The organism is Acidovorax sp. MR-S7, assembly GCF_000400995.2.
GTDB lineage: Bacteria > Pseudomonadota > Gammaproteobacteria > Burkholderiales > Burkholderiaceae_C > MR-S7.
Window position 1 is genome coordinate 1 of the sequence record NZ_DF238954.1, and the last position, 716, is coordinate 716.

Annotated in this window: 1 protein-coding gene; it reads left to right on the plus strand. The window is 66.8% G+C overall.

Going from position 1 to position 716, the window contains the following annotated elements:
• Positions 1–716 (plus strand): AMP-binding protein (locus AVS7_RS18010; protein ID WP_020229455.1); only part of this gene is annotated, 716 nt, incomplete at both ends.

Consider the following 716-nt stretch of genomic DNA (forward strand, 5'->3'; position numbering starts at 1 on the left):
CTCATCCACGCGCTGCCCATCTTCCACGTGCACGGCCTGTTCGTGGCCATCCACGGCGCGCTCATCAACGGCAGCAAGATGATCTGGATGGCGAAATTCGACCCCAAGGCCGTCATCGCCGCCATGCCGCGCGCCACCGTCTTCATGGGCGTGCCCACGCTCTACGTGCGCATGCTGGCCGAGCCCGCGCTCACCAAAGCCGCCGCCAGCCACATGCGCCTGTTCATCGCCGGCTCGGCGCCGCTGCTCATCGAAACCTTCAAGGAATGGCAGGACCGCACCGGCCACACCATCCTGGAGCGCTACGGCATGAGCGAAACCATCATGCTCACCAGCAACCCTTACGCGGCCGATGCGCGCTACGGCGGGCAGGACGAGCGGCGCGGCTCCACCGTGGGCTTCCCGCTGCCCGGCGTGGGCCTGCGCGTGGTGGATGACAAGGGCGGGGAAGTGCCCGTGGGCGAGATCGGCAACATCCAGGTGCGCGGCCCCAACGTGTTCAAGGGCTACTGGCGCATGCCCGAGAAGACGGCGGAAGAATTCACGGCGGATGGCTGGTTCAAGACCGGCGACGTAGGCAAGGTCGACGAGCGCGGCTACGTGAGCATCGTGGGCCGCAGCAAGGACCTGATCATCAGCGGCGGCTACAACGTCTACCCGGCCGAGATCGAGGGCTACATCAACGAGATGCCCGGCGTGGCCGAAAGCGCGCTGGT